General features: G+C 30.5%; 23 protein-coding genes and 1 other RNA gene. 19 read left to right on the forward strand and 5 right to left on the reverse strand.

Annotation, left to right across the window (positions count from 1 at the left end; all coding sequences use genetic code 11):
• Positions 1 to 39: 39 nt before the first annotated feature.
• From CN601_RS09910 to CN601_RS09945, 8 genes are all read left to right on the forward strand, one after another.
• A complete protein-coding gene (locus tag CN601_RS09910; RefSeq protein ID WP_098121078.1) occupies positions 40 to 1,191 on the forward strand; it encodes a THUMP domain-containing class I SAM-dependent RNA methyltransferase in 1,152 nt (383 codons plus the stop codon).
• A 519-nt stretch (positions 1,192 to 1,710) separates the two neighbouring features.
• Positions 1,711 to 2,634 (forward strand): Gfo/Idh/MocA family protein, encoded by a 924-nt coding sequence (locus CN601_RS09920; protein WP_098170937.1) that lies wholly within the window; start codon positions 1,711 to 1,713, stop codon positions 2,632 to 2,634.
• Positions 2,635 to 2,867: 233 nt separating this feature from the next.
• Complete coding sequence (locus CN601_RS09925) at positions 2,868 to 4,796, forward strand: ATP-dependent DNA helicase (protein WP_098170938.1); 1,929 nt, start codon at positions 2,868 to 2,870, stop codon at positions 4,794 to 4,796.
• Between the two features lie 453 nt (positions 4,797 to 5,249).
• Complete coding sequence (locus tag CN601_RS09930; RefSeq protein ID WP_098170939.1) at positions 5,250 to 6,080, forward strand: hypothetical protein; 831 nt, start codon at positions 5,250 to 5,252, stop codon at positions 6,078 to 6,080.
• A gap of 160 nt (positions 6,081 to 6,240) precedes the next feature.
• Positions 6,241 to 6,396 (forward strand): hypothetical protein, encoded by a 156-nt coding sequence (locus CN601_RS26920; protein WP_179865509.1) that lies wholly within the window; start codon positions 6,241 to 6,243, stop codon positions 6,394 to 6,396.
• 250 nt (positions 6,397 to 6,646) lie between these two features.
• Complete coding sequence (locus tag CN601_RS09935) at positions 6,647 to 7,156, forward strand: hypothetical protein (protein WP_098170940.1); 510 nt, start codon at positions 6,647 to 6,649, stop codon at positions 7,154 to 7,156.
• 167 nt (positions 7,157 to 7,323) lie between these two features.
• Complete coding sequence (locus tag CN601_RS09940) at positions 7,324 to 7,506, forward strand: hypothetical protein (protein ID WP_098121084.1); 183 nt, start codon at positions 7,324 to 7,326, stop codon at positions 7,504 to 7,506.
• Positions 7,507 to 7,619: 113 nt separating this feature from the next.
• Positions 7,620 to 8,183, forward strand: coding sequence for a GNAT family N-acetyltransferase (locus CN601_RS09945; RefSeq protein ID WP_098170941.1), 564 nt, complete (start codon positions 7,620 to 7,622; stop codon positions 8,181 to 8,183).
• Between the two features lie 178 nt (positions 8,184 to 8,361).
• On the opposite strand, the gene CN601_RS09950 is transcribed toward CN601_RS09945, so the two are convergent.
• Positions 8,362 to 8,982 (reverse strand): NAD(P)-dependent oxidoreductase, encoded by a 621-nt coding sequence (locus CN601_RS09950; RefSeq protein WP_098170942.1) that lies wholly within the window; start codon positions 8,980 to 8,982, stop codon positions 8,362 to 8,364.
• A gap of 141 nt (positions 8,983 to 9,123) precedes the next feature.
• Here CN601_RS09950 and CN601_RS09955 point away from each other — a divergent pair, with 141 nt between their 5' ends.
• The 3 genes from CN601_RS09955 to CN601_RS09965 all read left to right on the forward strand — a co-directional run bounded on the left by CN601_RS09955 (position 9,124) and on the right by CN601_RS09965 (position 12,328).
• Entirely contained in the window at positions 9,124 to 10,644 is a 1,521-nt protein-coding gene (locus tag CN601_RS09955) for a carboxypeptidase M32 (protein WP_373604967.1), read from the forward strand.
• 364 nt (positions 10,645 to 11,008) lie between these two features.
• On the forward strand, positions 11,009 to 11,212 hold the full coding sequence (locus CN601_RS09960; protein WP_098121088.1) for an aspartyl-phosphate phosphatase Spo0E family protein: 204 nt from the start codon (positions 11,009 to 11,011) through the stop codon (positions 11,210 to 11,212).
• Between the two features lie 654 nt (positions 11,213 to 11,866).
• Positions 11,867 to 12,328 carry an RDD family protein gene (locus CN601_RS09965; protein ID WP_098170943.1) on the forward strand — a complete coding sequence of 154 codons (462 nt, stop codon included), beginning with the start codon at positions 11,867 to 11,869 and terminating at the stop codon, positions 12,326 to 12,328.
• Between the two features lie 59 nt (positions 12,329 to 12,387).
• On the opposite strand, the gene CN601_RS09970 is transcribed toward CN601_RS09965, so the two are convergent.
• Positions 12,388 to 12,906, reverse strand: a complete 519-nt coding sequence (locus tag CN601_RS09970) for an SRPBCC family protein (protein ID WP_098170944.1) — start codon at positions 12,904 to 12,906, stop codon at positions 12,388 to 12,390.
• A gap of 153 nt (positions 12,907 to 13,059) precedes the next feature.
• Positions 13,060 to 13,371, reverse strand: a complete 312-nt coding sequence (locus CN601_RS09975; protein ID WP_098170953.1) for an ArsR/SmtB family transcription factor — start codon at positions 13,369 to 13,371, stop codon at positions 13,060 to 13,062.
• A gap of 220 nt (positions 13,372 to 13,591) precedes the next feature.
• Between CN601_RS09975 and CN601_RS09980 the strand changes: the two genes are divergently transcribed.
• From CN601_RS09980 to ssrS, 6 genes are all read left to right on the forward strand, one after another.
• Positions 13,592 to 15,130: a carboxypeptidase M32 gene (locus tag CN601_RS09980; protein ID WP_373604968.1), complete on the forward strand. Its 1,539-nt coding sequence runs from the start codon at positions 13,592 to 13,594 to the stop codon at positions 15,128 to 15,130.
• Positions 15,131 to 15,460: 330 nt separating this feature from the next.
• Positions 15,461 to 16,552: a type III polyketide synthase gene (locus CN601_RS09985; protein WP_098170945.1), complete on the forward strand. Its 1,092-nt coding sequence runs from the start codon at positions 15,461 to 15,463 to the stop codon at positions 16,550 to 16,552.
• Positions 16,552 to 17,055: an isoprenylcysteine carboxyl methyltransferase family protein gene (locus CN601_RS09990; RefSeq protein ID WP_257131667.1), complete on the forward strand. Its 504-nt coding sequence runs from the start codon at positions 16,552 to 16,554 to the stop codon at positions 17,053 to 17,055. Before CN601_RS09985 ends, CN601_RS09990 begins: the two co-directional genes overlap by 1 nt.
• 415 nt (positions 17,056 to 17,470) lie before the next feature.
• The gene (locus CN601_RS09995) at positions 17,471 to 21,067 is read left to right on the forward strand and encodes a dynamin family protein (protein WP_098170947.1); all 3,597 of its coding nucleotides are present in this window, start codon (positions 17,471 to 17,473) and stop codon (positions 21,065 to 21,067) included.
• Between the two features lie 21 nt (positions 21,068 to 21,088).
• The gene (locus CN601_RS10000) at positions 21,089 to 21,925 is read left to right on the forward strand and encodes a sulfurtransferase (protein ID WP_098170948.1); all 837 of its coding nucleotides are present in this window, start codon (positions 21,089 to 21,091) and stop codon (positions 21,923 to 21,925) included.
• Positions 21,926 to 21,971: 46 nt separating this feature from the next.
• Positions 21,972 to 22,153, forward strand: a non-coding RNA gene (gene ssrS / locus CN601_RS10005) — 6S RNA.
• A gap of 6 nt (positions 22,154 to 22,159) precedes the next feature.
• On the opposite strand, the gene CN601_RS10010 is transcribed toward ssrS, so the two are convergent.
• Together CN601_RS10010 and CN601_RS10015 are read right to left on the reverse strand one after the other, a co-directional pair.
• Complete coding sequence (locus CN601_RS10010; protein WP_098121096.1) at positions 22,160 to 23,095, reverse strand: DMT family transporter; 936 nt, start codon at positions 23,093 to 23,095, stop codon at positions 22,160 to 22,162.
• A 15-nt stretch (positions 23,096 to 23,110) separates the two neighbouring features.
• Positions 23,111 to 23,491, reverse strand: a complete 381-nt coding sequence (locus CN601_RS10015) for a reverse transcriptase-like protein (RefSeq protein WP_098170949.1) — start codon at positions 23,489 to 23,491, stop codon at positions 23,111 to 23,113.
• A gap of 164 nt (positions 23,492 to 23,655) precedes the next feature.
• Between CN601_RS10015 and CN601_RS10020 the strand changes: the two genes are divergently transcribed.
• Together CN601_RS10020 and CN601_RS10025 are read left to right on the forward strand one after the other, a co-directional pair.
• A complete protein-coding gene (locus CN601_RS10020) occupies positions 23,656 to 24,312 on the forward strand; it encodes a reverse transcriptase-like protein (protein ID WP_098121098.1) in 657 nt (218 codons plus the stop codon).
• Positions 24,313 to 24,326: 14 nt separating this feature from the next.
• Positions 24,327 to 24,515, forward strand: coding sequence for a zinc-finger domain-containing protein (locus CN601_RS10025; protein ID WP_098170950.1), 189 nt, complete (start codon positions 24,327 to 24,329; stop codon positions 24,513 to 24,515).
• The last annotated feature ends 153 nt before the right edge of the window (positions 24,516 to 24,668 follow it).

Consider the following 24,668-nt stretch of genomic DNA (forward strand, 5'->3'; position numbering starts at 1 on the left):
AAAAGTTCATTCTATTTTTGAATGAGATAGGTGATAAAATTGGCGAAATATACATTAATTGCTACTGCTGCAATGGGTATCGAAGCTTTAGTCGCTAGAGAAGTCAAAAGCTTAGGGTTTGAAGATGTAGTAGTTGAAAATGGTCGAGTATTATTTAAAGCAGACGAAAGTGGAATTGTTAAAGCGAATTTATGGCTTAGAACTGCTGACCGAGTTAAAATTCGTATTGGCGAATTTAAGGCAACTTCTTTTGATGAGTTATTTGAAAAAACAAAAGCATTACCATGGCATACATTTATTCCAAGAAATGGTCAATTTCCAGTTACAGGAAAATCTCAAAAATCGAAACTTTTTTCTGTTTCGGACTGTCAAGCAATTGTTAAAAAAGCGATTGTTGATAAATTAAAAGCGATACAAAATGTACAAGGTATGTTAATTGAAGACGGACCTTTATTTAGAGTTGAAGTTTCAATCTTAAAAGATATCGTAACATTAACGCTTGATACGACTGGACGCGAAGGTTTACATAAACGAGGATATCGTGTCGATCAAGGTGAAGCACCATTAAAAGAAACACTAGCAGCTTCGTTAATTTTACTGACGAATTGGAATGCAGATTTACCTTTTGTTGATCCGTTTTGTGGTTCAGGTACAATTCCAATTGAAGCAGCGTTAATTGGTCAAAATATAGCGCCAGGATCGTTTAGAAGCTTTGCATCAGAAGATTGGCATTGGATTGGCAAAAAAAGATGGGATGAAGCAAGACAAGAAGCAGATGACTTAGCAAATTATGATCAAAAGCTTGAAATCATAGGATCAGATATTGACCATCGAATGATTAATGTTTCAAAAGCAAATGCTGATGAAGTTGGATTATCTGACTCGATTTCATTTAAACAAATGCAAGTAAGTGACTTTACAACGAGATTAGAATATGGATATGTTGTAACAAATCCACCTTATGGTGAGCGATTGAATGATCGTCCATATGTTGAAAAGCTTTATTCGGATATGGGGAATGTATTTACGAAATTAGATACATGGTCAACTTATGTATTAACTAGCCATGAAGGATTTGAACAATTTTACGGTAAACCAGCAACAAAAAAACGTAAATTATTTAATGGATTTATTAAAACGGATTATTACCAATACTTTGGTAAAAGACCTCCAAGAAATCGCGAAGAGTAAAACCCGATATCGGTGCTCCTAAAAGTCTAATGCTGACAAATAGGAGCACTTTTTTAATTATAATAATAACTCATTTAATTAAAGATATTACGAACACATTTTGAAAATGTTGTGAAAAATAATGAGATTGAAACTCATAAATTAATGGCAGGGACAATGCGAAATCCGTGATTTTTTTCAAGTAAATGTGCGACATGCCAATTTGTTTCTGCAGTGCTTTTGTACTGGGTGACCAAATCATGAAATTCTTCATTAGAAAAACTTTGTTCATGTTGAAGTAAATAAAGATCCCTTACAATACTGATATCATCATTTGTATCAAAATTGGTCTGAATTAAAGAATACAAATACAATTAACCAGCCTCCAATCTAATTTAAATCTACAACTATTACTTTTTAGAATTCCCGATTAATGGATTGTTATTGCCAAATTAAATTCGATTATTGAATCAATTGTTTTTAAAAGATGAATGAAATTTTGTTATGATAAAGAGAGAAAAATACGAAAGGAATGATTTTATGAAAAAAATTCGTATTGGGATGGTTGGTTTAGGAAATATTGCACAGAAAGCCTATTTACCGATTCTTACAAAAGAGGAAAATTGGGATTTTATCGGAGCATTTTCACCAAATAAGGAAAAGCGTAAATTAATATGCTCTCAGTATCGAATTCCCGATTTTGAAGATTTAAACAAACTGACAGAAAGTAGCGATGCTGTATTTGTACATAGCTCAACTAGTTCACATTTTGAAGTTGTATCATACTTATTAAAAAATGGAAAAGATGTGTATGTTGATAAACCACTAGCAGCTACTAGAACAGAGGCCGAAAGATTAGCTGAATTAAGTATTAAACTAAATCGAAAGCTTATGGTTGGATTCAATCGTCGCTTTTGTCCAATGTATGTACAAGCTAAAGAGCAAGCCAAAAATATAGCTTCTATTAAGTTTGAGAAGCATCGCGAGAATAAGATCGGTCCAAATTCATTTGAATTTACGATGCTTGATGATTATTTACATGTAGTTGACACTGTTAGGTGGTTAGCAAATGGAGAAATTAATCTTCTTAATGGAAAAGTTAAAACAAATACTAATGATCATTTAGAATTTGTTACTCATCATTTTGAATCCACATCAGAAGAAATGATCAGTACAAATATGCATCGCAAAGCAGGAACAAATCTAGAGCAACTCGAATTAATTACAGAAGGTTCGATTATAAGAGTAAAAAATATGAGCAACTTTGAAATAGAGAAAAATAACACGATACATAATTCTTTTTCATCTTCATGGGACACAACATTAAAGCAAAGGGGCTTTGAAGACTGTATTGGCCATTTTATTAATAGTATTTACGCAGATGAAAAACCATCAGTTGACGGAGTAGAAGCTTTAAAATCACAAATTATTGTTGAAGAAATGATCAAACAAGCAAAAAGCTAGGTAAGTGAAATATTTTGGGAAATAGTGGCATGAAAACCTGATAGAGAAACACAATCATTCTTTTATCTATCTTTTTTTAATCCGGCCTTATTTCCCTTGCCTTTCCACTTCATTTTTTGTATGATAGCGGATGGAGACAAATTTTTATATATTATTGTTTTGAATAAATTTGCAAAATTAAAGTTCTCACACAGGAGGACTTTTTCTTTTTAAAATACATTTTGGGGGTAGCAATGAGTCAATCAACTAAATTACCTTTTGAGGTTGGAAAACAAGATCAATTCATAGAAAAGTTAGGGGAATGGATTGGTGACGTATTTTACGATTTACTACCAGATGCTGGCTATGAATTAAGAGATGAGCAAATTTTTATGGCTTTTCAAGTCGAAAGAGCTTTTAAAGAGAAGAAAGTGATTTTTGCTGAAGCCGGAGTAGGAACTGGTAAAACTTTTGTATATTTACTTTATTGCTTATGCTATGCAAGATTTACTGGTAAACCTGCGATTATCGCATGTGCTGATGAGTCATTAATTGAGCAATTAGTTAAGAAAAATGGTGACATTGAAAAACTATCAAATGCATTAAATTTATCAATTGATGTGCGTTTAGCTAAATCAACTACTAACTATTTATGTTTAAAAAAATTAGACCAACAACGTACTGAGGATGAAGTTTCTGATGCGGTATTATCGGTTTATGAAAATTTACCGAGTTTTGTAAATGATTATGGTACACTACAAAAATTTACTCCTTATGGAGACCGCACTGAATATAAAGAATTAACGGATGAAGAGTGGGATACAATCTCATACGATTATTTCCAGGATTGTTCTACTTGTGAACAAAGACATAGATGTGGACAAACTCTATCTAGAGAGCATTATCGTAAAGCATCTGACTTAATCGTCTGTTCGCAAGAATTTTATATGGAGCATATTTGGACCGTAGAATCAAGAAAACGAGAAGGGCAATTACCATTACTACCAAACCCAAGCTGCGTTGTATTCGATGAAGGACATTTACTTGAGTTTGCAAGTCAAAAGTCATTAACATACCGTTTACAACAAGAGACTTTAAATATCTTTTTATCATTTTTAATGCAATCGGGAACACGTGAAAGCTTCCAGCAGTTATTAGAAGATACATTAGAAACGTATGATCAATTCTTCTATGAATTAGATATTAATACTGAAGAAGTTGAAGGTTCAAGAAGACATAAACTAAACATGAATGAACGTTTAATAAAATTAGCAAGTAGATTAAAATCTCAAATAAGTAGTATTGGTGACGAATTAGTATTTGAAAGTGAAATGTATACGATCGACGAATATCAATTAAATATCGTTGATGAACATTTAGATGATGTTGAGCGTTGTTTAAATCTGTTTATAAACGAAGTAACTGCTATCCAATGGATTGAGTATAATCAAAATGAATTAACGCTTGTTATCATGCCAAAAGCAGTTAATGAGCTTTTACAAGAAAAAGTATTCAATCAAAAAATGCCGATCGTATTCTCATCTGCGACACTTTCTCAAAATACATCCTTTGATTACATCGCAAATAGTCTAGGCATAAAAGATTATTTATCATTTTCAGTGAATTCTCCTTTCGATTACGAGGAGCAAATGCAAATTGAGTTGAAACAAGTTGATTCAACCGAAATAGAAGCTAAAAATGAGATGATTATTGAGAAATTAAAGAATAATAACGGTAGTACATTAGTATTATTTAATTCAACTCAAGAAATGAAAAAATTTAAAGAGCAGATTGCGAAGGAAAAAATTGATTTTAATTTATACTTCGAAGGTGAAGAAGAAATTAGCTCAATCGTACAAAAATTCCAAGAAGATATTAATGCATCTTTATGTGCAGTCCATCTATGGGAAGGATTAGATATACAAGGAGAATCATTGAGTCAGGTAATTATTCATTCATTACCATTCCCTCCTAATGATCCGGTATTCCAATCAAAACGACAAAATTCACAAAATCCTTATTTAGAAATTGATGAGCCGTACATGTTATTAAGATTACGCCAAGGTATTGGGCGTCTAATCCGTGGTCATGAAGATAAAGGAAAAATTATTTTATTTATCGATAATGATTTAAACAGTGATACGAAAGATAAAATCTTAAACAGTTTACCTGTTAAACCATAAAAAAAGTAGTGTTAGAGTGTAGAGAAATCCCTAAAATTTCTCTGCACTCTTTTTTTATTTGGTTCCGTTAAAGTAGATTGTTGATTTTCTTATTTAACTAAACGTTAGGATTATACAAGGAGGAATATGGATTTAAAAGTGGAATTATTAATATCGTTGCATCAAAAGAGTACTTGCAACTATACCAATTGAATGGAAGGAATAGAGCAACATTAGGTAAGGTAAGGAAAAGAAATAGTTAAATTTATCGATGAATGGGATGTAGAAAAGAGGTTATTTAAGTCAGAAGGTCTAAAATATTGAAGATTTTTCGGTTTGCAAAATTTTAAATTATATTTAAAGTCTAAAAGGCGAAATTATCCCAAATTACAAATATCTTTCTATACTATATAATTATTTTTTGTGGGAGTAACTGGAAATTTAATTTGAAAAATAAAAATAGGAGTACATAGTATGAAAACCAATAAACAATTTTTTTCTCTTTTTATATTTGTAGTTGTTGTATCTTCAATCCTATTCTATAAGCACAAAACTGATGCTGAAACAGTAAAGGTAAAAATAGGACAATCAAGTCATTTCAGTAAGGACGAAATAAAAGCAGCAGTAAGTACTGTAAAGGAAAAGTTCAAGGGTTATAAAGGGTGCTCACTGACAGAGCTAAGGTATTCAGAAAAAGATTCTCTTGCGATTGCCAAAGATTATATGAATTTTGGCGGTGGTGATGAAACGGTTGTAGGAGATAAAAATGTAATTGTTTTGCTTTCAAACTTTAAAGTCGATTCTTCTGGTGGTGATGGAAGTTGGAAGCCAAATTCAACTCAGACTAGATATACTTGGACTTTAATAAGAAATAGTGAAAAGGGAAAATGGAGAGTTGCACAAGCTGAAGATAATTATACTGATGCTAATCATGTAAAAGTAAGAATAGGACAATCTAAAAAGTTAACGAAGGAAGATATAATCACTGCGTTTGATACCGTCAAGAAAGATTTCAAGAAAGATAAAAATAATGAAGGATGCACAATTACGGAACTACACTATTCAGAGTTTCAAGCAATAGATGCAGATACAATTGAGTCTTATATGGAAGATAAAAATGCCATTGTTGTCTTTTCTACCATTAAAACCGCCCCTACAGCTGTAGGTGGTTGGGATGCAAATAAAACGATGGATAATTTTAGTTGGACGCTAGTAAGAGATAGTAGTAATGGAAAATGGAGAGTTAAAGATGGGGGATATGCATTAGATATAAATTTATCCTTTTTAACTAATGCAATGCTTTAGTTTAACAAGAAAAGACTACCTCGTGTAGTCTTTTTATTGCACTAAATGGTCGTTTTGAACAAGGATTACCCGAAAATCGTGTGGAGAAGGCAGAATATTCCTTTTTACTTATCCAAACATAAGTTGTTGAGATGAATTTAAAATAAAAGCTGTTGCTATAATGGGTTGCAATTGTAACAATGAAAGAAACAAAAGTAATGAGAGAGATTTTACATTTAATGCGAAAATCACGGTTGATAAAGAGGAATTTTGTCGTGCAGTAGATCGTTGTGACGATGACAGACGCGATAATTTCCACGGTCGTAGTGACAGATGATGGAATTGGTAAATTATTATATAAAAAAAGAAACTTCAATCAGATTATCTAGTTACAAACAAATTAAGAGTTATAGAATTAAGAAAACTAACGTAATAGGTAACTAAACAAGAACATCGACTTAATAGTCGATTTTTTTTATTGGGCTAAATGGTAGTATAGTTGCATAAGAAAAATAGAAATGTAGACAAAAAATATAGGAATTTGAATATAATTTGAAGAAATATTGTAAAAGAGGAGGTTAGTCAAAGTGAAAAAAATCATTTTAGCAATCTCAATTCTTTTATTAACTGCCTGTACAAATGGGAATAGTGCACTAGAAAGGTTAAAAGATGACTACCCTAAAACGATGAAAAAAGAGGTAGAAGTGTTACCTAAGGATATTCAAAATGAAATGGTTGTACCAAAGAGGTTACCAATCAATGTAAAGAATGTTTCATTGGATGTTCAAAAAAATATTGGAAATGATTCGATTAATCTAACTTCAATTAATTATAGGGACGGGAAAGGAGTTATTGTAGAAGTCACGACATATCATCAAAAAAACATCGAGTTCTCAGGTGAAGGACAACAATTAACGACAAAGTTAAAAGATGGAACTAAGGTGATAATTGTAAGAGATGATAAGGATGGTTCAAAGATAATTCGATGGAAAAAAGATGGACTTTATCATGAAATAATGCTAGTCAAATTAACAGATATTGATAAAAATTACACAATTATTGACCTAGTTGAAACGGCTAATTCAATATACGATTAACTTACATTAGATGAACAACGTGATCTACAATTGTCGGTCTTTATTATTGAACAAAATGGCAGTTTAGTAAAATAAGAATTTTATAAATCTTGTACTAAAAATGGATAAATATGGTATTCTTTAAGAAGGATAATTTGAAGATTTAAGTGTAAATGGAGATAAACATTTTGAAAATAAACAATTACTTAATTAAATTCGCACTTACGTTAATCGTTATGTTTGGAGGTACTTTCGTTATTCATTATTTTAAAACTGGAGAACTTTTATTAGACCAAATAATAGGTTTTTCAGTGGGCTTACTAATCTTAACTTTTTCATTAATTTGGAGAAAAACTAACAAACTAACCTGAAGCTCATATGCAACTAAAACAGGCAATAATCGAACAATTATACGCTTCAGTTTGTTTTTTATTGTTTAAGTTTCATTAAGTCATAATTTAAAGTTTTCGAGAGGGGAAATGAAATGAATTCTATTTTATTAGATGTTCCGTTTCAAATAGAAACAGACAGACTAATTCTTCGAGCACCACTTCAAGCTGGTGAAGGGGATGTAGTAAACCAAGCTATTAAGGATTCGATTAGTGAGTTAAAGCAATGGTTGTCTTTATACCAGTCAATTCCTACTGTTGAAGAAACAGAAATTATACTGAGAAATGCCCATATAGATTTTTTGAAAAGAGAAAGCTTTCGCTTTCTTATCTATAATAAGGATACTAATGATTTTATTGGAACTGCTAGCCTACACAGAATTAATTGGGAGATTTCTAAATGTGAAATTGGATACTGGATTAGCACGCCATTTAGTGGCAAGGGATATATGATAGAAACAGTCAGAGAGTTAATAAATCTTGGTTTTCAGCAATTTAAATTTAGAAGGATTGAAATACGATGCGATTCTAATAACACTAAAAGTCGTTCGATCCCTGAAAAACTAGGTTTTGAACTTGAAGGGATATTACGTAATGAGGATCTTTCAGCTGACGGTAAAAAACTAACTGATACTTGTATCTTTGCAAAGATAAATTAGACTCCTAAAGATTGTCTAGTTAGACAATCTTTTTTTAGTTCAAAAATCATCATTAATCAGATGAAAAATGGTGCACTCTTGAATAGAAATTAATGAAGTTCAAATTTACTAGAACTATGTCTTACATAACTAGAAATATTAAAAAGGCTGCCGACTTATTTGACAGCCAAAAGTCTTTTTAATAGGCAATCCCAACTCTACTTTTACTATATTTACAATCGAAAAATTCTTTAAAGGCAAAAAAAGCTGTATCACCAGTTGAAATGCTTTGGCCATCAATAGGCAAAACTTCTTTTTCTATAAGAAATTTTTTCGTTATTGGTCCATCTGGTAAGTAAGTCGGGCAAACAATCGTCCAATTTAACTGACTTTGATTTAACAACAAAAAAGCATGTTCATGATCTTTTGCTGCAGTCGTTGATTTCCTTTTTGATTCTGAGCTTAAATAACGTAGGAGCGTCGGTTCCACTCTAGATTGCAAAATACCTGCAGTTCCTATTGAAACAAATCGTTTAATTTTTTTCATTTCCAAAAGAGGAATTAACTGTTTCATAGTATTAGATAAAATATTTTCACCCTCAGTATTTAGAGCTGAAATTACCCCATCTACATGTTCCAAAGCTAAACTCAAATCAGTATGATTTAATGTATTTCCTTTAATTATAGTAAGAGAATCATGTTTTACTTTTATTTTTTTTTCATCTCTAACTAAAGCGGTTACTTCAAAATTGGCTTCTAATAATAGATCAACTAAAAACGAACCAACTCTTCCTGTTGCGCCTAATAATAATATTCTCATAGCATCACCTTGGTTGTATTGTACAATATTAAACTAATTTCTGTCTTTAATATAATCTTCTGAATTAGACTAAGTTTTTAACAAAATGAAAATAGAAGATATGATAGAATGAAACTAACAGCTAAATTATAGAAATGAGGGATAAAAATGGAAATTAAAAAAGTTCAAGAAGACTTTATTGAGTATTTAAAGAAGATCGAAAATTATAATGAAGCAATAAATGTGATGTATTGGGACTTAAGAACTGGAGCTCCAAAAAATGGTGCAGAGCAAAGATCAAATGTTATTAGCCAACTTTCAGAAGAAGTTTTTGAAATGACAACTTCAAGTACAATGGAAAACTATTTAAATTTATTAGAAAAAGAAATTGGTACTGGAAATTTAAGTGAAATCATCGAGAAATCAGTAAAAGAATGTAGAAAAAATTACGATTTAAATTGCAAAATTCCTAAAAAGGAATATGCAGAATACGTAAAGCTATGTTCATTAAGCGAAAATGCTTGGGAAGACGCTAAAAATGAAGGCGATTTCAACAAATTCCAGCCATTTTTAGAAAAGATTGTAGCAATGAAAAAACAGTTTATTGAATATTGGGGCTACAAAGATAAGAAATATGATACATTATTGAATCTCTACGAACCAGGAATGACAACTCAGAAGCTGGACGAAGTTTTTGGAGAAGTAAGAGAAAGTCTTGTACCTTTAGTAGCGAAAATTTCAAAATCCTCTGTTAGATTACAGCGCGAAGAATTATCACAGCCAATTTCAATTGATATTCAAAAAGAGGTAAGTGAAGATGTACTCGTTAAATTAGGTTATAATTTTGATTCCGGCCGATTAGATGAAACAGTGCATCCTTTTCAGATTACACTAAATCCTGGTGATGTGCGTGTAACAACGAAATATATAGAAGATAACTTTATGAGTGCTCTTTTTGGAACGATTCACGAATGTGGACATGCATTATATGAGCAAAACTTATCTTCAAATTTAATTGGTACTCCATTATGTGAAGGGGCATCTATGGGAATCCATGAGTCGCAATCATTATTTTTTGAGAATATGATTGGGAGAAGTAAAGAGTTTTGGGAAACTCAATATGAAAATTTAATCGCAAAAACTGGCGATTATTTTAAAAATTTGTCCGTTGAGGATTTTTATAAAGCAATAAACCATAGCGAACCTTCATTAATTCGTATTGAAGCGGATGAATGTACATACCCATTACATATAATGGTTAGGTATGAAATTGAAAAAGAGCTATTTGATGGCGATTTACAAGTAAAAGATTTACCAAAAGTTTGGAACGAGAAAATGGAAGAATATTTAGGAATTACTCCAGCTAACGACCGAGAAGGAGTTCTTCAAGATGTACATTGGGCAGGAGGAGATTTTGGTTATTTCCCTTCATATGCATTAGGGGCAATGTATGCAGCTCAGTTTAAACGTAAAATGAAACAGGAATTAACTGATTTTGATCATATTTTAAAAAGTGGAGAAATTCACCAAATTGTAAATTGGCTAACTCGCAATATTCATCAATTTGGAAAACTAAAAGAACCAAAGGAAATTTTAGTCGATGTTACAGGTGAAGATTTAAATGTGAAATATTTTATTGAATACCTTGAAGAAAAGTACTCAGAATTGTACAAATTGGCATGATATAGGTTGAACTAGGGAGGTTATTTAAACCTCCCTTAACTTTACCTATAAATGTATAAATCAATAAAAAAGTGTATAATTAAAACAAAATATTAATAAGTTCAAAGAATAGACACTTTTGGGCTATTAAAAAGATAGTAATGTATAGTATACTTGATAAAAATGAAAGCGCGTTCATCTTAATGGAAATATAAAGATTCTATCTAATAATTAGAACAAAATTAAAAAATATAATCGAAAAAGTAAACGAATACTTATTAAGTTCAAAGAATAGACACTTTTTAATTTTCGAATCATTACTTTTTCATTGTATATTAATAATAAATGAAAGCGTGTTCAAACTTTTGAAAAGGGGGTAATTTGAATGTTTTTTAGGACAGCAAGATCTTTAGAACGAAACATCGAAGAAAAACGAATCAAGTTGCAAGAAGCTCGAAATCAAAATAATGACAATCACCATGAAGTTATTAAGATTCGTCATCAGTTGGACACAGATTTAAGAGAACTTCAGAATTTATTGAAAACGATTGCAGGTAAACAATCTAAAGTAAACGTGAATCTTATATGAAAAAATGTAAATAAAGAGACCACAAACATTTGTTTGTGGTCTTTCTTTTTTACGGACTCGAACGCATTCAAGCATCTAAGATATTTTTTTTATAATTCTCAAAATTCTTTGATAAAAATTATTATTAATCGCTTCAATTAATACGATTGTTAAAACCAATGTAGTTAGTGATTTAGAAGGAATTTCATAAATGGTATAATGCAAAATGATTAAGAGTAACAAGATGCTTATTTTAACGATTCTCGACTTGAAAATTTCCTTTTCTACTGATTGAACAGTATACAAAAATATTACCTTCTTTTTCATTGAATAAAATTATTTTTTATTTTACACCTTAATCGTAACAAAATTTTAAATGGATATATCATGCAAAATTGTAAAGTTTTGTGACAAATTAAAAAGCCTGTGAAATTTATTTTATTAGAAAGAGTAACAACATTTAATAATTGATCGTAGTTAAATAGTCTGTCTTATATCAGAACCTAAAAGATAACAATAATCCTTATTCTTCTATTGAATAGTTAACTGCACATTTCTAAATAATTAATTGATTAAATAGTTAAAAATCATTAATCAAAAATAAAATGTCCAAGTATAATAGTATAAATCTTAAAATATCCATTTTAACAAAATTGTGGAATGAGGTTCATCTAGATGGATTTCGAACTGGCAAGCCGTACAAGAAGATTGTTTGCAGCGTGGATCGATGGGACATTCTATCTTTTATTTTCTAAATTGGGGTTATTAGTAATTGGCATAGAAAGTAAAGACATTTTACATTTATATTTGTACAGTAGTAAGCAGTTATTTCTCTATTCAATCTGGTTACTTTTATTTATTTTCTTATTTTATGTACTAGTTCCTACCTATATATGGAGTGGGCAAACAATTGGAAAAAGATTATTAAGCATTATGGTTGTTAAAGCTACGGAAGACTTAGTTGATTTAAAAACAATGTCTTTGCGCACAATATTTGCTTTTGGTTGTCAATTAAACCTCCCAATATTAATACAAGTACTTGGAATTGCGTATTTAATAGATCTACTTTTTATCTTTCGAAAAGATCAAAATACGTTACATGATTTAATTGCTAAAACTAAAGTTGTTTATTATTAGTAATAAAAATACCCTTTTGAGTTTATATCGGACTCAAAAGGGTATTTTTTATAATGATCTTATAAAGATGTTTTAGCTAAATACTCATCTAATTGGTCAAATGTACCAGTAAAGCCTTGTTGCATAGATTCTTTATTTGCAATAAATGCTGCAACTTCTTCATCAGTTGCATTGATTGGGAATCCTTTTAATGTAATAGTCGTTTTTCCGTCATTTTCTTCTAAAGTTAAAGTGTTTTGAATTTCCAATGGCCACACTTCAAAGAATGGAGCACGAACCATATTGGCTTCTGGATCAGAGAATGAATTAACAAAAACGATTTTTTCAGGTTCAATAATTTCTCCGAAAACAAATAATCCCCACATTTCGAATCCATCAGGTGATTGCATTTTATAGTGGAATTTACCACCAGTTTTAAATTCTAATGTTGTTACATCCATTGTAAATCCTTTAGGACCCCACCAATTTTTAAGATGCTCAGCTTCTGACCAAACTTTAAATACTAATTCACGAGGTGCATCAACAACCCTTGTTAAAACTAATCCTTGCTCATCAACTTTAAATGTATTTTCACTCATTTTCAATTCCTCCAATTCATTTTGTATGTTTATTTTTTTAATAAATAATCTGCTAGACGACTTAATGTCTGTTTACCAGATGAATAAAAAACTTCAAATTTACTCCTTTCGAAATTTAAACTAATCAAATTAAGTACTGTGAATAAGCTATGTTTATTTATCTTGTAATTTTTTTAAGTAATCGTCCAATTGATCGAATCTCTGTTCCCAGACGTGTCGGAATGACTTTATCCACAAATCCATTTCTTTTAGCGGCTGGGGTCTTAGTTTGTAAATTCTTTTATTGGCGATTGGTTGAACTTCGACAAGCCCAGCTTCACTAAGAACGCGTAGATGTTTTGAAACTTGTGGTTGTTTAAGTCCGAGACTTTCAGCGATTTCACCAACTGATAGTGGACCGTCACGTAAGAGTTCGACAATCTGTAATCGGTTCGGCTCAGAGAGAGCAATTAAAGTCGAATTCATAAATTGAATATACCTCAAGAGGAATATTCCTGTCAAGGAATATTCAGAATGTAAAATTTCATATAGTTTGAACAAAGACTGGCGTAGTATGTGCAAAGAGAGGTAATAGTATTCGTTTTGTCGATAAATATTATTTGAAAAATGAGAAAATTCTTCTAAATCTGTTAAATTTATATGGTACTATTTATCTGACTGAAAAATTTGATTTTAAAAGGTGGGTATATTGATGAGCTTGAAAGAGTATGAGGCTTCATTTTTAGAGTATGTAAAGAAAATGCTGAATATTGAAGAAGCAATTGGTGTATTGTACTGGGATCTTCGGACAGGAGCACCTAAAAATGCTGTTAAGCAGCGCTCAAATGTAATTAGTCAATTATCAGCCGATGTGTTTAAAATGAGTATTTCAGATGAGATGGCCCATTATTTAATAACAATGGAAGAAGCGGTTAGCGCAGGGAAATGTTCAGTAGAGCTTGAGAAAACGGTAAATTATTTAAGGAAGCAGTATGATCGAAATACGAAAATACCTGTTGAAGAGTTTGAAGCATTTGTTAAATGCCAAGCAATTTCGGAAAGCGTATGGGCAGAAGCGAAAGAAGAAAACAATTTTGCTAAATTCGAACCATATTTAACTGAAATAATTGGGTATAAACGTAAATTCGTAGAATATTTAGGATATACAGATTGTAAATACGATACATACTTAGATGAATATGAACCAGGTATGACTGTTCAAAAACTGGACGAAGTATTTTCGGCAGTAAGAAACAAAATAGTACCGCTTGTTAAAGCTATATCAACGAGTGGGAAAAACTTTGAAAAAGAAGAAATGAAATCTTTTGTTTCTAAACAAAAACAAAAAGAAATTTGTGAACTATTCTTAACTACTCTTGGTTATAATTTCGATGCTGGCAGACTAGATCCTACTGCACATCCGTTCGCAACTTCCCTTAACTTAGGAGATGTTCGAGTAACGACAAAATATCATGAAAACAATTTCGAAAAAGCTCTTTTTAGTACGATTCATGAATGTGGTCATGCACTTTACGAACAAAACATTTCGAAAGACTTAGAGTGTTTACCAATTGCGCAAGGTGCTTCATTAGGTATCCATGAGTCACAATCACTTTTATATGAAAAAGTCATTGGACAAAGCTATGAATTCTGGAAGTGTAATTTTACAAATTTAAAAGAGCAATTAAACGGTGTATTAGATAATATTTCGTTAGATGAATTTTATAAAGTAGTTAATAATAGTAAACCTTCTTTTATTCGAATTGAAGCAGATGAATTAACTTATCCATTACATGTTATGATTCGTTATGAAATTGAAAAGGATCTTTTAGATGGTAAAATTCAAGTCAATGAGCTTCCTTCTATTTGGAATCAGAAAATGGAAGAGTATCTCGGAATCGTACCAGCAACTGATCGAGAAGGCGTACTACAAGACGTTCATTGGTCGATGGGTCTTTTCGGATATTTCCCAACATATGCTTTAGGAGCTATGTATGCTGCTCAAATTAAAGCTACAATGGAAAAGGAATTACCGAATTATAACGAATTAATTGAAACGAATGATTTTCAAACAGTACTTGATTGGTTAAGAGTGAATATTCATCAATATGGTGCAACTAAGAAACCGCAAGAAATATTGAAGGATGTTACAGGAGAAGAATTGAATGTAAATTATTATATTGATTACTTAGAAACAAAATACTCAAGCCTTTATGAGTTAGAAGAAGTAAATAAATCGATCTAACTAGAGCCATATAAACAAATCGTTTTAATGGAAATAATTGCAAATGTACAATCATATAAAATGAGATATACTAAAACTGCACAACTAGAGAGAAAACTCCTTTGAAACGCTTAGGCAATTCTAATTATTTGTTCATGAACAATGAGCAGATAGTGAATTGTCTTTTTTTTATGGCCTTTATTGATTTTCTATTGTTGTCTCATAGTTTTTAATTCGTAATTGATTAAACCACAATTGAGCTAAAACAATTGTTTTCAGATTTTCTATCCAATTTGAAGAATAATTTTCCATTTTTATACAAAAGTTAATCTCTATAAGGAGTGGGAAATTATGCCTTTAATTTTATCAGTTGGAAAGTCAGTGCCTAAAAATAAAATTAATCAAGAAAATGTCGTGCCTTTTATTAGAGAACTTTTTATGAAAAAGTACCCATCTATTGATCGGTTATTATCTGTATTTCAAAATGGGGAAATTCAAAACCGCTACATATCAAAAGAGCTCTCTTGGTATAGCGAGGAACATAGCTTCGAACAAAAAAATCAAGCTTATACTGAAATTTCGATTGAATTATCAATAGAAGCTATAAAAAATTGTGTAACAAGCAATGAATTTCTATCTTCGGAAATTAAATATGAAGAAATTCAAGGAATTATTTTCGTATCATCTACTGGTATTTCGACCCCGACTATTGATGCCCATATTGCCAACATCCTACCTTTTAATAACTCAATTAAAAGAATACCGATCTGGGGTTTAGGTTGCGCTGGTGGAGCTAGCGGAATTTCTAGAGCATTTGATTATTGTAGGGCACATCCTAAGTCAAATATTTTACTAGTTGCTGTTGAATTGTGTAGTTTGACCTTCCAAAAAGAAGATCTATCAAAAAGTAATATAATTGGAACTTCATTGTTTGCGGATGGAGCAGCGGCTGTACTTGTTGTCGGTGATGAAAGTGAGTTAAAAAATAGAACAATACATAAAGCTTTACCGACAATCGTACAAACAAATTCGAATCTAATGCCGAATTCTTTAGATGTAATGGGATGGGATATTCGCAACGATGGACTATTTGTAATTTTCTCAAGAGATATACCTTCCATTGTTAAGAATTGGTTACAGCCAGTTGTTTCTAATTTCTTATTTGAAAATGAGCTGACCATTGAAGATATTACTCATTTTATCGCTCATCCAGGTGGGAAAAAAGTGTTAGATGCATACGTAGAATCACTTAATATTTGCGAAGAGAAATTAACAACTTCATTACAGATTTTAAAGTCATTTGGTAATATGTCGTCCTGTACAGTTTTATTTGTGTTATGCGAATTTATGAAAAAAGGAAAAGTGGATGAATTAGGCCTTCTTTGTGCCCTAGGACCGGGCTTTAGTTCTGAGCTTTCTCTGTTAAAGTGGGTAGAATGCTAATGTTAAAGATTATTTTTTTGTTTATTATTATCCAAAGAGTAGTTGAACTTGGTATAGCAAAAAATAATGAAAAAAAACTAAAACAACGTGGTGCTATTGAATTTGGCCAAGCGCATTATAAATATTTTATTATTTTACATAGTATGTTTTTTTTATCGATTTTAATTGAAAATTACTTTGTTCAGTATGTAGAAATTGAGTTTTTTACTTTCCTTTTAATTTTATTTATCATTTTACAGTTAGCGAGAGTATGGGTTATTTCGACATTAGGAGAAAGATGGAATACAAAAATCATTATTCTACCTAATGAAAAGTTAGTAAAAGATGGACTTTATAAATATATAAAACATCCGAATTACATCATTGTAACGGTTGAATTATTGGTAATTCCAATTATGTTTCATGCATATATTACAACCGTAATCTTTTCTATTTGTAATTTAATGCTATTAAAAGTAAGAATCCGAGAAGAAAATAAAGCGCTTTTACAATCCATCGAATAGTTATTGACAAATGGAAAATAACTGATTATGATTAATGTAGAATGAAAATCATTATCAACTTCGAAAGGTTGTGCGTCAAATGGTTCTTGGATTTGTGTCGGCTACAATACTTTTATACTTTTTATTAACTAAATATGTACTTAAACAAGTTCAAAACTAGGTGATGTTGCCTAGTTTTTTTTTGTACTTTTATCAATTAAATTTGAAGTAAGGAAGAATAATTAGAACATAGTCACCTAATTAAGGAATAATAAGTACATTTTTGGCTCTTCTTTACATAAAATACTCGTCAGGTAACAAGTTTTATTAATTTTCTATTCATTTGCCTATACATTCTTCTTCCAAATTAATATATATGGGGATAAAATAATGCTAGGGAAAATATTTGAGTTTGAAATGAAATGGGGAAATCACGTTGCAAAATACTAAGATTAACAGAGGGGAATTACTGAATAAGGTTTCTTCAGGAATCAATTTACTTTCTGAACAAGGAAATTCCAAGGAATTATTTCAATTAAAAAAATTAGCATACAAAATACAAAATAAGGAAAGTTATTACGTATTTTGTGGGCATTTTTCTGCTGGTAAGTCATCATTATTAAATGATCTTTTACAAGTAGATAAACTACCTACAAGCCCAATTCCAACAAGTGCTAACGTCGTAAAATTAAAAAGCGGCGAAAGTAAGATGTTAATCACTCTTAAAGACGGAGAAATGTATCAGATTCAAGAGGATATACAAGTAGATGAATTAAAAAAATTAGCTTCAGATAGTGGCACGATTATTGAACTCGAATGGGCACAAGAAATTTTTAAAATTCCAAGTGGATCTGTCTTAATCGATACGCCAGGAATTGATTCAACTGACATGGATCATTTAGAGGCGACAAACTCAGTGATCCATCTTGCGGACAGTATTTTCTATTTGATGGACTATCAGCATGTTCATTCGAAAACAAATATTGATTTTATTAATAGTTTAGTTGAAAAAAATACTAAAGTTTGTTTAGTCATTACATGCATTGATAAGCATGATGAAACGGAATTAACGTTTGATCAGTTTAAACATGGTGTAATCGGAAACATGAAAAAACAAGGATTAAATAATCTACAAGTTTTTTATTTATCTACAAGAGATAAAACGGTAAAAAATAATGAATATAATCAATTTATTAATTATTTAAATGATTTATACAGCAATCAAGATGTAGTTCAAATTGAAAATGATTACGCAAGCTTTTTAACAATCATGAATGAACAATTACTACAACTTGAGAACGATTACATTGATATCGATCAAAATGCTGACGAAATTAAAGCGGAATATAATGACTTGAATAATGAAATCGAAACAATAGAAAAGTCAGTTTCTTCATTTGAGGAAAATTGTTTGCAGTCTACTCAACAAGTACTGAATAATTCAAATATTACACCTTTTGAAATGAGAGAATTAGCTTCAAATTATTTAGAATCAGAAAAAGCATTGCAAAATAAAGGACTTTTCCAATCAAGGAAAAAACTTGAAAATAATTTACATGAATCAAAAACTCAATTTATTAGTAAAGTAAAAGAATTAACGAATAAACAAATTGAGTACTTCGTAAAAGAAGCTGCAGTTCGTACTGTGAAACAAATTGAAAATAATAAAATTGATAGCAGTGACTTTGATAAAATTCTTGAACCGAATTTGAGTGAAGAGGTAATTTGTCCGAAGCCATCACACTTAATTGATATAAGTGGAAACTATTTATTACAGTATACGAAGGAAGTAAGTGAAGGAATTAAAGGGGTTTACCGTAAAAGTATTTCAGAATTTATTTACAGTCTTTCAAAAGAATTAAAGCTACAAAATGAAACAGCATTGGTTAAATTAACGAATCAAAAGAACGAACTCCAATCTAAAATTGATGGGTTTAATGAATTAGAATTCAATAATCATAAAATTTCACATATGGTTTCAGAAATTAAGGCGATTTTAAATAATATTCAAGAATTAAATCATGAATTGCCAGAAATAAAACCTACGTTAATTTCCGTAAGTGAATTAATTACTCATAAAATATTAACTGTTCAAGCACCAGAAATAAAGAAAGAACTTATTACAGAAATTGAAAAAAGTAACACAAATAAATATTCAAATGAAGAAATTAAAGCAAAGTATGAAATTGCTGACATTCTATTAAATGAATTATCTTCAAACAAGTTTGTTAATAGTAAAATCACACTTTTAAAAGAAAAAAGAGAACAGATTAAATCTAATGAATACACAATTGCATTATTTGGAGCATTTAGTTCTGGAAAAACATCCTATATTAATACTTTATTAGGTGATCGTGTACTTCCAGTTTCACCACACCCAACTACAGCAGCAATTTGTAAGATAAAACGTTCAACGGTTGATTCCGGGAATAAAAAAGCTGATGTAAGTTATAAATCAGAGGAATCATTAAAAGAAGAGTTCTTAGATTTCTTCAAAAAATGGGGCGTGGATGTAAACGAGAAAGAATGGTTTAGTACGCTTCAAAATTTAATTAAGAAACAAAAGGATAAAATCCCTACGGATGCTTTCGTTTATGCTGAAAGCGTATGTCAAAATTATGAAGAAATGAGAAGTCTGCTCGGAACAATAACACGCTATGACTTAGATGAGTATGTAAGCGTAATTAGTGAAGAAAATCGAGCATGCTTTGTAAAAGAAAGCACTGTCTATTTTGATTGTGAGATAACATTAAGTGGTATTGTTTTAGTTGATACACCAGGTGGGAATAGTATCCATTCAAGACATACTGAGCTAGCGTTCGATTATTTGAAAAAAGCTGATTTAATTTTATATGTTGCACATTATCAGCACGCTTTTACACGTCAAGATGAGTCTTTCTTAATGCAAATCGGAAGAATGAGAGAAAGCTTTGATAGTGACAAGGTTTACTTTGTTTTAAATGCATCGGATTTAGCAAAGGATCAAAATGAAATCGAAATCGTACAAAATTTCTTTATTAACCAATTAACGAAACTTGGCGTACGTTTCCCATCAGTTTTTGCTATTTCAAGTATGCTTGAGATGAAGGGCTATAATGATGCAGATCTAAATTTAGAAATTCAAAATAATTATAAGAAATTAAATACGAAAATTCAAAATTTCTTCCAATTCGAAATTGCTAACGAGGTATTTAAAACATTTATCAATGATCTATTTACAATCGAAAAAATCTTACACGATACAATTAATCGTTTTGAACGAATTAAACGTGAAAAAGATCAATTCTTTAGCGAGCTTGAGCAAATTCAAATAAAAGTTAAAGAAACGATACAAAATGCTAAACCTACTAATTTACCGAGAGCATTTATGAAAGAAAATGAACAATTAATTTTCTTTATCGAAAAGCGAATCGAATTAAGAATGAGAGATTTATTTCCTTATTTCTTTAACCCGAGTATTTTCAATAGTACAACAAAAAATATTAAACAATTATTTGTTACGAAAATTCGAGAATTTATATATGAGGTTCTAGAAGAGATATTAAAGGAATTAAGGGTAACAGGCTTTAGGTTAGAGAAGTTTTTAATTAATGAAATTCTATTGTCACAGGAACGAGTAATTGATGAAATACATTCAATTCAAACTGAATTTATCGTTCAAAAAAGTGATGTGAACGAGATTTCGCCTGTTTCGATAAAAAATCCGGATCAATTTATTAATGTTGATCAATTTGAAAATTTAAAATCGCATTTTAAAAATCCAAAAAGCTTTTTTGTTGATAATTTGAAAGAAAATATGATAGATGATTGTATAAATGAACTGAGAACGCCATTAAAAGAGTATTTATCAAATATGAATAGTTTATTTGCTGAACATTATCACACTCAATATGTTGACTCATTAAATTCGGTATTACAAAACTGCAGTAATCAAATCGAAAATGATGTTCAACAAACAATTAAAGCTACTGAAAATTTAAATGAAGTAGTAGTAGATGATCAAGTATTAAACTTATTTAAAAAACTAATTTAATATGAAGGTGGACAATTAAAATTGAAAAATATAATTGATGTAAACATTGCAAATAAACTACGTTTAAACAAAAATGTTGTTTTCTTAGATTGTCGTTTTCAATTGTCAGATCCTGAGTACGGTTATAATGCGTATCAGAAAGGTCATATACCGCTTTCACGTTATGTTGATTTAAATAAAGATCTATCGAGTTCAGTACAAAAACATGGAGGCAGACATCCGTTTCCAGATTTAAATGATTTTGGTCATTTATTAGGGGAGCTTGGCATAGATGAGGATTCAATTGTTATTTGTTATGACGATGGAACACTAGATAATGCTGCTAGATGCTGGTTTTTATGCAACTTAGTTGGGCATAATTTTACTTTTGTATTAAACGGTGGATATAAAAAATGGGTAGAAAATGATTTTGAAGTCACAACTGAAACTGTGGAAGTTTTACCTAAAAAATTCAACGTTAAAAATCAAGAAGACATGATTAGTTCGATGGAAGAAGTTAAACGAAATAGCAAAAATGAAGAATTTAATTTAATTGATTCTAGGGAGTCTATTCGATACAATGGCGAATTCGAACCAATTGACAGAGTAGCAGGTCATATACCTGGAGCAAAAAATTCTTTTTGGAAAGATGTTTTAAATGAATCAGGAGAATTTAGAACAACGGAAGAATTACTAAATCTCTTTAAACCATTCAAAGCTCATAATGAAACAGTGGTTTATTGTGGTTCGGGTGTAACTGGTTGTGTAAATTATTTAGGATTAATTGAAGCAGGCTATTCAAATGTCAAGCTTTATCCTGGAAGTTTTAGTGACTGGATATCATACGAAGAAAATATTATAGAAAAGAAAAATTTATAAGTTGCAAAATAGTTATAGTTGGTATAGAATGAGAATACAAATTAACAAAAACCTGCTGTGTGCGTTGTCAGTTTATGTCTTAAACCAATGATTTAATACAGGAAGACCGATATTTAAGTAACAACATCGTGCCTATTTATAGGAGGATGAAAGTTACTTGTGAGGACATCCACCTTGGAGTTCGGTTTACTTAGGCATAAAAGGAATAACGGCATTGGCGGGAAAAAAAACCATTCACATCTTGTGAATGGTTTTTTCTTCTTTATATGTTTGTTTTTTATTTTTCTTCTTTCTGATTTGAGTAACAATCGTAGAAATTAAAATTAAGCTACAACCAATTAAACCGATTTTCTGAAGTCTTTCTCCACCGAAATAATAACCAGTAATCGCTGCAAAAACAGGTTCAGTTGCAAGTATAATCCCTACTTCAGTTGCACTTATTGTTCGTTGAGCAAACATTTGGATAATGTAAGCTGCAGCGGTACAAAAAATTGCCGTAAACAAGATTGAAAGTATAAAATATTTATTTGTCCATAATTCTTGATTGTATATAACTTGCCAGTCTTCGAAAATTAAAGCACACGTCCAAGAGGCTAAGCCTACAAAAGTAATTTGTACAGTTGCAAGTTGCAGTGAACTATAACTTGGAGAATATTTAGTTGAATAGATTATGTGTAACGCAAATGCAATTGCACTAAAAAAGGAAATAATATCGCCAGAATTAAATTTGGAATTTGTAGAAAGCGTTAATAAAAATAAACCGATAATTGCAATAATAGCACATAAATTTTCTCGCAAAGTAGGTTTTTTCTTATACTTAAAAAATAATAATAAAGGAACAATTGCTACACTGATTCCAATAATAAAACCCGATTTTGATATTGATGTATAATGTAATCCAAAAGTTTGGAATACAAAACCAAGAAATAAAAATAAGCCTATTATGATTCCAGGAGTAATAAAACCAGCTTTACCACGAAATCTTATTTTATTTTTTCGATTTAAAAAAGTTTGAACGGTAAATAATACGATTGCTGCAACAATAAAGCGTAATGCATTGAAGGTAAAAGGTTGGACAAAATTAAGTGTTTCCTTAACAATGAATAGCGAAGAACCCCAGATGAAGGACACAATGAGTAGAGAAGAAAAAGCAAATAATTTATTTTTCATATCGTCCAGTCCTTTTTATTTAATGGCTTTTCGAGCAAGTTCATCTGCAACCTTATTGGCGCTTGAGGGAATCCATTTAATAAAGAAAAGATCAAGTTGATTTATTAAATTTAGTGATTTCTCTAATAAAGGAATAAACAAATCATTTTTAGAATATTTCTTATCAATACTTTCTTCAACGATTTTTGAATCTGTTCGGAAAGAAACAATAGAATAATTATTTTTAACACAATAATCTAGTGCAATTAATAATGCGTGAAACTCGGCTTCATGATTAGACATAGAATCTAATGGAATACTTAAAAAAACAGGTTCTTTAATTCCTTTTATGAAAATACCTGCACCAGATGGACCAGGATTTCCTTTGGAAGCTCCGTCAGTATAAACTTCAATCATAGTAAACCTCCAACACTTATATATGTTCATTTTAGTATATATTCTAAAAAATTAAAACTTAAATTATGAAATGAAATATGATTATTAAAATATTGAATTATTTTATAAACTATAAGTTAGAAGTTGACAACCTTTTATAAATAAAAATGGAAAAGGTGTGACGTATGAAGCTAAAAATAATATGGAAGTATCAAACTAAAAAGAAATACCAAATTACACTTGATACAGATTGGCTAGAGATAAAGGAAGCTTTACTTTTAGCGGAAGACTTTGAAAGTACGGGTCGGACAAAAGAAATCATTTTTCTAGATCAATTTGATTCTAGTTGGACAAAAAAACAAGTAATCAAATATTTAAAAGAACTTGAAGAAGAGCCACATAATATAACTGTATTTTTTGATGGTGGATTTGATCAGTCTACAAATCGTTCTGGAATAGGTGTGTGTATATACTTTAGTCAAAACGGTAAAGAATATCGAAAACGATTTAATGAAAAATTAGATGGACTTTTAACAAATAATGAGGCAGAATTTGCAGCATTAGAAAATGCAATCTTACTATTAGAAGAAATGAATATTACCGGACAAACAATTATCATAAAAGGTGATTCTCAAGTAGTTTTAAATCAAATAAGTGGAGACTGGCCATGCTTTGAAGAGCAACATGAAAGATTTATTAATCGAATTGAAACAAAATGTAAAAACTTAAAAATAACCTTACAATTAGATCTAATTAAACGAAATGATAATAAAGAAGCTCATAGTCTAGCAACGCAAGCACTTAAAGGGAATAAGATAATGAGTACGATTGAAGTTACATGAAGAGGTGAACACAGATGGAACGCAAAGAAATTTTAGAAGAAATAGATACATTATTAAAAACTTATTGCGATGGTTGTTTTGTTTATAAGCATTTTAGAAAAGACCATAGTCAGAAATTCGCTCAATCATTTTGTATAAATAAATGTACAATTGGAGAAAAAATCAAAACGATTGGTAAGGAATTACATCAGACTGCTGAATAACGAAGGAGGTACTAATTATGTACCTTTTTTTTGTTGAGAAATAACTTGTCAATTATTTACCAAATTTTCGTAAAGGAAGCCCTGTGAGGTTGATTTCCACTACAGTTTGATCGCTTTCCATGGGGCGAGACCTGAGCCTCCTCGGCTTTGCCT

The organism is Bacillus sp. AFS017336, assembly GCF_002555445.1.
GTDB lineage: Bacteria > Bacillota > Bacilli > Bacillales > Bacillaceae_G > Gottfriedia.

Excerpts from the sequence above, each read along its gene's own strand:
- CN601_RS09920 (WP_098170937.1), top strand. The coding sequence starts at position 1,711 with ATGAAAAAAATTCGTATTGGGATGGTTGGTTTAGGAAATATTGCACAG.
- CN601_RS09925 (WP_098170938.1), top strand. The coding sequence starts at position 2,868 with ATGAGTCAATCAACTAAATTACCTTTTGAGGTTGGAAAACAAGATCAA.
- CN601_RS09930 (WP_098170939.1), top strand. The coding sequence starts at position 5,250 with ATGAAAACCAATAAACAATTTTTTTCTCTTTTTATATTTGTAGTTGTT.
- CN601_RS26920 (WP_179865509.1), top strand. The coding sequence starts at position 6,241 with ATGGGTTGCAATTGTAACAATGAAAGAAACAAAAGTAATGAGAGAGAT.
- CN601_RS09945 (WP_098170941.1), top strand. The coding sequence starts at position 7,620 with ATGAATTCTATTTTATTAGATGTTCCGTTTCAAATAGAAACAGACAGA.
- CN601_RS09950 (WP_098170942.1), bottom strand. The coding sequence starts at position 8,982 with ATGAGAATATTATTATTAGGCGCAACAGGAAGAGTTGGTTCGTTTTTA.
- CN601_RS09960 (WP_098121088.1), top strand. The coding sequence starts at position 11,009 with ATGTTTTTTAGGACAGCAAGATCTTTAGAACGAAACATCGAAGAAAAA.
- CN601_RS09965 (WP_098170943.1), top strand. The coding sequence starts at position 11,867 with ATGGATTTCGAACTGGCAAGCCGTACAAGAAGATTGTTTGCAGCGTGG.
- CN601_RS09970 (WP_098170944.1), bottom strand. The coding sequence starts at position 12,906 with ATGAGTGAAAATACATTTAAAGTTGATGAGCAAGGATTAGTTTTAACA.
- CN601_RS09975 (WP_098170953.1), bottom strand. The coding sequence starts at position 13,371 with ATGAATTCGACTTTAATTGCTCTCTCTGAGCCGAACCGATTACAGATT.
- CN601_RS09985 (WP_098170945.1), top strand. The coding sequence starts at position 15,461 with ATGCCTTTAATTTTATCAGTTGGAAAGTCAGTGCCTAAAAATAAAATT.
- CN601_RS09990 (WP_257131667.1), top strand. The coding sequence starts at position 16,552 with ATGTTAAAGATTATTTTTTTGTTTATTATTATCCAAAGAGTAGTTGAA.
- CN601_RS10010 (WP_098121096.1), bottom strand. The coding sequence starts at position 23,095 with ATGAAAAATAAATTATTTGCTTTTTCTTCTCTACTCATTGTGTCCTTC.
- CN601_RS10015 (WP_098170949.1), bottom strand. The coding sequence starts at position 23,491 with ATGATTGAAGTTTATACTGACGGAGCTTCCAAAGGAAATCCTGGTCCA.
- CN601_RS10020 (WP_098121098.1), top strand. The coding sequence starts at position 23,656 with ATGAAGCTAAAAATAATATGGAAGTATCAAACTAAAAAGAAATACCAA.
- CN601_RS10025 (WP_098170950.1), top strand. The coding sequence starts at position 24,327 with ATGGAACGCAAAGAAATTTTAGAAGAAATAGATACATTATTAAAAACT.